Consider the following 8,407-nt stretch of genomic DNA (forward strand, 5'->3'; position numbering starts at 1 on the left):
TCATTGATAGATAGAGGTTTTAGGCTCAAAACTCTAACTTTCTCGTTGCTCAAGCTTAAAAAGCCAGACTTTTTTGAGCCTAAAACCTCTATCTATCAATGCTTTTAGATTTAATGAGCAAGCCCTAATTCATTGTTAATCCATATCTCCAGCAAATAAATCAACCTTTTCTCACACCTTTGTAGGTATGTTTCATTAAACATCCCTACATTTTTTTCATGCTTATAGCTAAATAGTTATATGAAATACAAACAATTGGGCGTTGGTAAATCAAGATATGAAACTTTAAGAGTAATCTGTCTCTAATACCTCTAAGATATTGAACTAGAGTAATTCAGCAATTAACAATGAACAATTAATAATTAATAATTACCCCTTCTTAAAACGGATAGGATTGACTAAAAGGAATTTTGTTGATTTATCCCCTATCCAAGGAGAGGCTTCAAGGCGTGAATTATTGAATGAATAATTAATTGACTATCAACTCTTAATTATTAATTATTAACTATTAATTATTAATTATTCGGTGATGGGTATCACCCCTAGTAGAAAATCATCCCCCCAATTACCAACGCCAAAATTTGTGCTACTTACTAATCCCCCCATCCCCTCATCTCCCCATCCCCTCATCTCCCCATCTTCCTTATTTAAGCCCTAAATAGTCAAAACAATCTTACCAATCATCGAACCCCCTTCTAACATTCGATGTGCTTCTATTGCATCATCTAAAGGAAAAGTTTTATTGATATGAATCTTTAATTTTCCTTGGTCAAATAACCGCCCACATTGCTGCAAAATCTTAGCTTGATCTTCTTGAGCTTCCGTCAATCCTTTCATCATAGGAGTTAACATTAATTCTAACCCTATTCTGAGATTTCTTTGCCTAGCAACTTTCAAATTTCCCAAGCTATAATTTGGCTCTAAAATTGTCACTAAATCGCCATAAACTTTCACTGCTGGAATAGTATCATAAAAAACCTTTCCGCCAATAGTATCAAAAGCCAAATCTACCCCTTCTCCATTCGTCCAATCTAAAACAACTTGCACAAAATCTGTATTCTTAAAAATCGCTAAATCTACACCTAAACTTTTAACAAAATCTGCTTTTTCTTCTGAACTAATAGTAGTAGCAACCTCAGCACCTTGTAATTTTGCTAACTGTATAGCCACATGACCGACACCCCCTCCACCACCATGAATTAACACCTTTCTGCCAGCTTGTAACTTTCCTCTGTCATACAAAGATTCCCAAGCAGTAATTAAAACTAACGGTGCAGCAGCAGCTTCAACAAAGCTTAAAGAACTTGGTTTTTTCGCTACAAATCTTTCATCCACAACAGCTAATTCTGCATAATTTCCAGGGGTTAATCCAATACCACTATTACAAAAATAAACTTCATCTCCCACTTGAAACTTTTGTACATTTTTGCCAATAGCTTCCACAATACCTGCTCCATCACATCCTAAAATAGCTGGCATTTGCTCTGGGTAAAAAGTGCCACGAGTGCGTAATTTAGTATCAATAGGATTTACCCCAGCAGCTTTTAAACGAACCAATATTTCTCTATCATTTTCAATTACAGGGTCAGCAACCTGCTGTACTTGTAAAACTTCTGGTGCCCCTGGTGATGTCATTAAAACTGCTTTCATAATTGATTTTTTCCTGGAAGTTAAAAATGTATTAAGAATTACGCAGAAACCTCTAGTTTATTAAGGAAATTTTGTGAGAGGGAAAAACAATAATCAGGGCAATAAACCCGGTTTCTTGTTTAATTAATTTTTTCCTGAAGTTAAAAATTCTAAATCTATGCCTCGATCAAATTTTTGAGTAGTCATCAGGAGGTGGGAAGAAGAAATATGGGAAGAAGCTTGAAAAATTCTCTTCACCCCATCACCCCATCACCCCATCACCCCATCAACTACATAGTCAAAGACTGCGGGTTAGTTTCAATCAACTTCGCCAAATCTTGCAAGAAAGCAGCAGCATCAGCACCATAAATAATTCGATGGTCACAAGTAATATTCACCTGCATTTGTCGCTTAACTCCGATCGTCCCATCAGCAGTTGCCACTACTTGAGGTTTAGATGCACCAATAGCTAAAATCGAACCTTGACCAGGTGGTAAAATAGCATCAAACGTATTTACCCCAAACATTCCCAAATTAGAAAGAGTAAAAGTACCGGTGCTGTATTCATCTGGTTGCAACTGTTTTGCCCGCGCTCTATCTACCAAACCTTTCCAAGTACGAGACAAAGAATAAATATCCATCTTGTCAGCATTTTGCAATACTGGTGTAATCAAACCACCATCTGGCATTGCTACCGCTACAGAAATATTAATCCCCGAAGGATGCTGAATACCCTGCTCCACATAAGCAGCATTCAGCAAAGGATGTTGTTGTAAAGTCATTGCCACTGCTTTTGCCAAGATAGTAGTCATTGTCACACCCTTAGACTTAATCTGTTTGTAAAACCCATCTAAATTATCTGTGGTTATAGTATAACCAACATGGAAAGTAGGCACAGATAGACTTACCATCATATTTCGCACCACTGCATTTTGCAGAGTATTCATCGGCACAACTTGCCCAGGAGTTACGGTCCCAGGAGGCGCAGATGGTATTGGTGGAGGTGCTGGAATAGATGGTTGAGTAGGAATAATAGGAGTAGGAATATTTGCTGGTGCAGCTACGGAACTAGAAGTTTGACCTGCTGCCTGTTCCACATCCTCTGCTACAATACGACCGTGAGGACCGCTACCTTTTAGGGTACTCAAATCCACCTTCAAGTCTTTGGCCAATTTTTTAGCACGAGGAGAAGCAATAACCCGTCCATTACGACGACTGGAATTGTCTTGGACTTCTGTTGCTATAGAAGCGGGAGCTGTGGGAACTGCAGTTGCAGAGCTAGAACCATTAGCAGCAGTAGTTTCTTTCTCTGCTGTAGTCCCGCCTTGCTGTTTAGCTTGTTCAATTTCTGCTTCAGTTTCAGCCAATAAAGCAATCGTAGAACCTACTGGAGCAACATCTCCGGCCGCAACAACTATTGTGGCCAAATATCCAGAGGAAAAGGACTCCACATCCATATCTGCTTTGTCCGATTCTACGACCACTACTGTTTCGCCTTTTTCCACCCAATCACCAGGAGATTTTTGCCAAGAAACAATTTTACCCTCCGTCATAGTGGAACTCAGGGCAGGCATAAATACATCGTTAATCATGTTAGTTTTCCGTCGTTTTTTTTGTGGACAAATTGTTTAGATAAGATTCTATAGTGCTACGCGCAAGTGATAAGTTTAGAAGCCATAAATCAGAAGTAATCCCTGACTGATTTTAAGCATTTAAAAATGTCAAACACATATTTGCGTGGTGCTTATAGAACCCCTAAGCGTATCTATTTGTGTACTTAAATATAGGGAGATGGGGGGTGGGGAGTGTGGGGAATGTGGGGAGATGGGGTGTATTAGACCACTCCGAAAATCCCAAATCCAATCAATTATTACCCATAAATTATCAATTACTTCTCCCTATTCTCTCTTTTATGGAGATACCTTCAGGGCTTCTATAGAAGAAGGAGTCAGGAGTGAGAATTAATGAGTGGGGGATTCATGAATGTAAGAACCAATTAAGAACCAATCTAGTATCAATTACCCATATTTAATTATTTACTAGATACAATTTTTTCTTTTTCTTAATCATCCTTATATCCCTATCAAAAATCCTTCTCTAGACTTCTTTGTTCTCTTTAAACGTCACCTCGCACTTCTTCAATTACTCCATCCCGGAGCAGAATTTCTACTTGCATTTTTTTGATCAAATTATCTCCAATATCCGCAGTAAATACACCTTCAATTTGACCCTGATTAACTTGTTGTTCTAATTCTAATGTTTGTACTTGTTGTAATTGTTGTAAAGCTTGGTTTTTCTGCTCCAAAAGCTCATTTTTCTTTTGATTTACCTGAAGTTGAATATTATCAATCTGCTGTTGTACTTGGGGACCAGGAGGTTGTACGCTCTGCTTCTGAATTTCAGAAATCATTCGTTGCCCTTGCATTTCCAGTCTTTGTAATTCGCTATCTAAATTATTAATTTGACTTTGTAATTGTTGTTGAGCTTCTTCTTTCCAGCGTGGAGTAACGACTACTTTAACATTAATCGCTCGCTTTAGAAGTAATTGTGTTTGAGAATACTCCATAAAATTGTTCTTGTCAGTTTCTTTTGTGTTTACAAATACGCGTGAGAAAATTGATTGGAGACCTTAAGATTTCAGATCATCTAGTTAAGTTAACATCCTCCCGACACCAAATCACAGATTATGCTGCGGGATTCCCATCCATCAATCAAACAAGCTAAGTTGTATGAAAGATTCAGAGCGGGTTGACACATCATTGCCATCAACTACTTTATTTACAAGTAGAATTACGTCGGCTCCGTGTCCGTTTAACTGTCTCGGACTGCCCCGCCCGCGACTACAGCCTCCTCCAGAGGAGCTGCCTCTTGCCTCCTTTCCTTCGGAATGCTACGCAAACGGAGGAGCTGCGCTAACAGAGGAGCTGCCTCTTGCTACGGTAGCTCTCGCTAACGCTAACACTAACGCTAAGGAAAAGTGATAGTTGGACTGGATTTTCTACTACTGTTTTTTTGACTATTTCAACTTTGATTTTTGGTTGAATTACACTGAGAATATTTACAGCAGCATTGACATCTCTATCATGGAACGTACCGCAATTCAGGCAAGTCCATTCCCTTTTCATGTCGCGCAGCGAAACGTTTAACTCTTTAAGAATCATCAATCAAACATTCTGTTAATCATATCGCGGTAATGTTCCGTAACAACAGGACGCTTAATCTTCATTGTTTGGGTTGTCATCCCATTCTCGATCGTAAATGGCTCCAGAATCAAGCGAAAAGGGCCAATACGGTCATCTGGCCGATATCCAGGGCGATTTTTTACCTCTCGATTCAACTCTTGACGGAATAACTCTTGAACCTCCTGGCTTTCCCAATTAATATCCGCTTCAGACTTAGAAGGATTAGATTGGATAACCCAGTCTTCCACAGCCTCAATATTAGGCACAATTAAAGCACCCAAAAATTTCTCGTCTTGCCCCACCAACATAATTTGCTCTATATATTGACTACGGGCACAAGCATCTTCAACAGGCTGAGGCTCAATATTTTCCCCATTAGTCAAAACAATTGTATCTTTTGCTCGTCCCGTTAAGACTAAATCATTCCTAGGAGTCATCCAACCAATATCGCCAGTATTAAACCAACCCTCCGAGTCAATAGCTTTCTTAGTCGCTTCAGGATTTTGATAATAACCCACCATAATTTGTGGCCCCCGCGCCAAAACCACACCTTTCTCCCCAGGAGGTAAAGTTTTGCCACTTTCTGGGTCAACTATTTTAATCTCAGCTCCTGGAATAGGTCTTCCAGAAGACCCCCGCAGATTTTCCCAATGGTGTCGAGCGCTCAAAACTGGGGAAGTTTCCGTTAAACCATATCCAACTAATAAACCTATACCAACAATTTCAAAGAAATTTTCTAAGTGCATTGCTAGGGAACCACCCCCACTTACGGCAAACTTTAACCGACCTCCCGTAGCTTGACGGATTTTTTGATAAACAATTTTTTCTCCTAAAGTATGAAGAGGCAATAATACCCAACTCTTTAAAGTTGCCAGTAATTTCTGAGATTGAGATGGTTGGTCAAGTTGCAAAACTAACCCTTGACTAATACGCCGAGCTGTGATGTATTGCTCACTTATATTGAAGAAAAAGTTGGCTAATTTTTGTTTACTTGCTGGTTGTTCCCTGAGCTGTTTTTGTACTCCGTCATAAATTAATTCCCAAACCCTGGGCACACTAATAACGTAATGGGGTTTGTATTCTTGGAAATCCTTTTTCAGATAACGCTTATTAGTATAAATTGCAGTACAACCTTGGCAGAGGAAAAAATATTCTCCTGTTCTACCAAAAGTATGCCAAGTTGGCAATATATTTAAGGTGCATTCTCCTGGTTGTGGTTGTAAATATACACCAATATTATTGATTTGATGGAGCAAGTTGCCGTGGGTTAACATTACTCCCTTGGGTTTGCCAGTGGTGCCAGAAGTGTAGAGTAGGGTAGCTAGAGTTTCCAGATTTTGGTTTGTTGGTTTGAGGGGACGTTCTTCTCCTGTGGCAATAACTTGGGAAAATTTGACCACCGGTAGATTTTCGTCAGAGTTTGGGTCTTCCTCAGATAAGAGAATAATTAAATGTATAGGTAGGTCTTGTAGGCGATCGCTCAATTTCTGTAACAAGGCCAAATTTTCTACGACCAAACTAATACTGCCACTATCTTGAAGAATGTAAATCAGTTCTTCTATATCTGCAGTTCCACTTCTAACTACATCTGCTCCACCCGCCATAATAATACCCTGGTCGGCAATCATCCACCGGGGGCTATTATCAGCAAATAAGGCCACTCTAGGTGGTAAAGATGTGCCATTTTCTGTGGAGACAACCCCCAATGCTTGTAAACCAGCAGCAAACTTTTGAATCTGTTGGTTAAGTTCTTCGTAGGTAAATTTTACTTCTGGTGTAACGTGGGGGTCGTGAAGGGCAGTAATTTGGCCGAAGTGTTTGGCAGCCAATGGCCATATTTCCGAGAGAGATTGAACAGAGTCGTAGAGAGTGACTGTTTGGAGATTGGCACGTTCGCGATCGCTCATTGGCCAGGAGTTGGGAGAGGTGGGAGATTTTGTAGATGTGGTCATTGTCTACTTCCTAAAACTATTTGGTTATAAATCTAGTATCTGAGAATTTTGGACAAGTTTACTAATTTTAGGGACAGTTTATTAACTTACCCCTGGTATTAATTTTCTCTTATCTTGGCAAACTATTAGATTTTGAGGCGTAGTAGACCGACACATCTAAAATGTTGGAATAGTAGGGGTGGGTTCCGCGTTAAATTAATGATATTTACCACCAGATTAAATGAACCCGCCCCCTAAATGGCTCTTATGTCAAGACTTTCGGTTAAACCAGTCCCTACAATTTTTTTAATGTTTAATATTTAAGAGGGCGGGTTTTGAGAACTAGATGGTGCTTAAGTCAAGGTTTTCGGTTAAACCCGCTCCTACAATTTTTGTAATGTTTAATATTAAGAGGGCGGGTTTTGAGAATTAGATGGCGCTTAAGTGAAGGTTTTCGGTTAAACCCGCCCCTACTCAATATTGATGTGTATATTTTCTAGAATTTGTTTGAGAAGTGCTGCGTGGAACCGATGAATCCGGGCAAACCTAACCCCCCTGCCCCCCTTCCCTACAAGGGAATGGGGGTTAATAAGTCTCTCACCTTGTAGGAGAGAGGTTTGGAGAATGGAATGAATCCGGGCAAACCTAATCCCCCTGCCCCCTTCCCTACAAGGGAATTAGGGTTTCAAAGCCTCTCCCCTTGCAGGGGAGAGGTTTGGAGAGAGGTTTTTCTGAGTTTACAAACAGTTTCTTAATTATCAAAATTCTTCATTTTTAATATCCTTAAATAAAGGGAAATTAGCCTATACAAGCTGATGTAAAAGATCAAAATTAACTTTCTCAAAGAAACAATGACTAACAGAATACTTAGGCATCGTTATCAAATTATTTCTGAGTTAGGAAAGGGTGGGTTTGGAACTACTTATTTAGCAGTTGATTTAGATTTACCTAATCATCCTCAATGTGTGGTTAAACAACTAACTCCATCAGACCCGCGTCCCCAAGTTTTTCAAGAGGCTAAAAAATTATTTGATAAGGAAGCAAAAATATTACATCGTCTGGGAAAACACGAGCAAATTCCTCAGTTATTTGCCTACTTTGAAGAAGGTGGGCAATTTTATTTAGTTCAAGAATTTATTGAAGGTAATGATTTAACAAAAGAGATTTATTATCGGAGTAGATTTACAGAAAATCAAACTGTTCAATTATTAACTGAAATTTTGTCAGTTTTAAAATATGTGCATCAACAAAATGTGATTCATCGTGACTTGAAACCTCAGAATATTATCCGGAGAAAATCTGATGGGAAAATTGTATTAATAGATTTTGGGGCGGTGAAAGAAATTAAAGGTTTAACTGTTATTAGAGGAGGTCAGGCAAGTATAACAATAGCAGTGGGAACTCCAGGATATATGCCTATGGAACAAGCAGCAGGTCAACCAAGGTTTTGTAGCGATATTTATGCTGTGGGAATGATGGGTATTGAAGCATTAACTGGAGTTCATGTAAATCAGTTTCCTACAGATCGTTCAACAGGTGAAATTATTTGGAAAAATCAAGTTAATGTGAGTGATGATTTAGGTCGGGTTCTGGATAAAATGGTGTTGTATGATTGGAGAAAGCGTTATCAAAGTATTGATGAAGTTATAGCTGAACTCAGAGTTG

6 protein-coding genes are annotated in these 8,407 nt (G+C 39.1%); 1 reads left to right on the plus strand and 5 read right to left on the minus strand.

Annotation, left to right across the window (positions count from 1 at the left end; genetic code table 11):
- Positions 1-654: 654 nt before the first annotated feature.
- The 5 genes from F6K22_RS22850 to F6K22_RS22870 all read right to left on the minus strand — a co-directional run bounded on the left by F6K22_RS22850 (position 655) and on the right by F6K22_RS22870 (position 6,763).
- Positions 655-1,650 carry a zinc-dependent alcohol dehydrogenase family protein gene (locus tag F6K22_RS22850; RefSeq protein WP_293103118.1) on the minus strand — a complete coding sequence of 332 codons (996 nt, stop codon included), beginning with the start codon at positions 1,648-1,650 and terminating at the stop codon, positions 655-657.
- 269 nt (positions 1,651-1,919) lie between these two features.
- Entirely contained in the window at positions 1,920-3,221 is a 1,302-nt protein-coding gene (locus F6K22_RS22855) for a dihydrolipoamide acetyltransferase family protein (RefSeq protein WP_293103121.1), read from the minus strand.
- Between the two features lie 524 nt (positions 3,222-3,745).
- On the minus strand, positions 3,746-4,195 hold the full coding sequence (locus tag F6K22_RS22860) for a YlqD family protein (protein ID WP_293103124.1): 450 nt from the start codon (positions 4,193-4,195) through the stop codon (positions 3,746-3,748).
- A gap of 346 nt (positions 4,196-4,541) precedes the next feature.
- The gene (locus F6K22_RS22865) at positions 4,542-4,790 is read right to left on the minus strand and encodes a zinc ribbon domain-containing protein (protein WP_363274190.1); all 249 of its coding nucleotides are present in this window, start codon (positions 4,788-4,790) and stop codon (positions 4,542-4,544) included.
- Positions 4,790-6,763 carry a long-chain fatty acid--CoA ligase gene (locus F6K22_RS22870; protein WP_293103126.1) on the minus strand — a complete coding sequence of 658 codons (1,974 nt, stop codon included), beginning with the start codon at positions 6,761-6,763 and terminating at the stop codon, positions 4,790-4,792. The genes F6K22_RS22865 and F6K22_RS22870 overlap by 1 nt, the downstream gene beginning before the upstream one ends.
- Positions 6,764-7,593: 830 nt before the next feature.
- Here F6K22_RS22870 and F6K22_RS22875 point away from each other — a divergent pair.
- Positions 7,594-8,407 (plus strand): serine/threonine-protein kinase (locus F6K22_RS22875; RefSeq protein WP_293103129.1); only part of this gene is annotated, 814 nt, incomplete at its 3' end.

Source organism: Okeania sp. SIO2F4 (assembly GCF_010672385.1).
Classification (GTDB): Bacteria; Cyanobacteriota; Cyanobacteriia; order Cyanobacteriales; family Microcoleaceae; genus Trichodesmium.

Bases quoted from the DNA above. Each gene is read 5' to 3' on its own strand.
- F6K22_RS22850 (WP_293103118.1), bottom strand. From the start codon at position 1,650: ATGAAAGCAGTTTTAATGACATCACCAGGGGCACCAGAAGTTTTACAA.
- F6K22_RS22855 (WP_293103121.1), bottom strand. From the start codon at position 3,221: ATGATTAACGATGTATTTATGCCTGCCCTGAGTTCCACTATGACGGAG.
- F6K22_RS22860 (WP_293103124.1), bottom strand. From the start codon at position 4,195: ATGGAGTATTCTCAAACACAATTACTTCTAAAGCGAGCGATTAATGTT.
- F6K22_RS22865 (WP_363274190.1), bottom strand. From the start codon at position 4,790: ATGATTCTTAAAGAGTTAAACGTTTCGCTGCGCGACATGAAAAGGGAA.
- F6K22_RS22870 (WP_293103126.1), bottom strand. From the start codon at position 6,763: ATGACCACATCTACAAAATCTCCCACCTCTCCCAACTCCTGGCCAATG.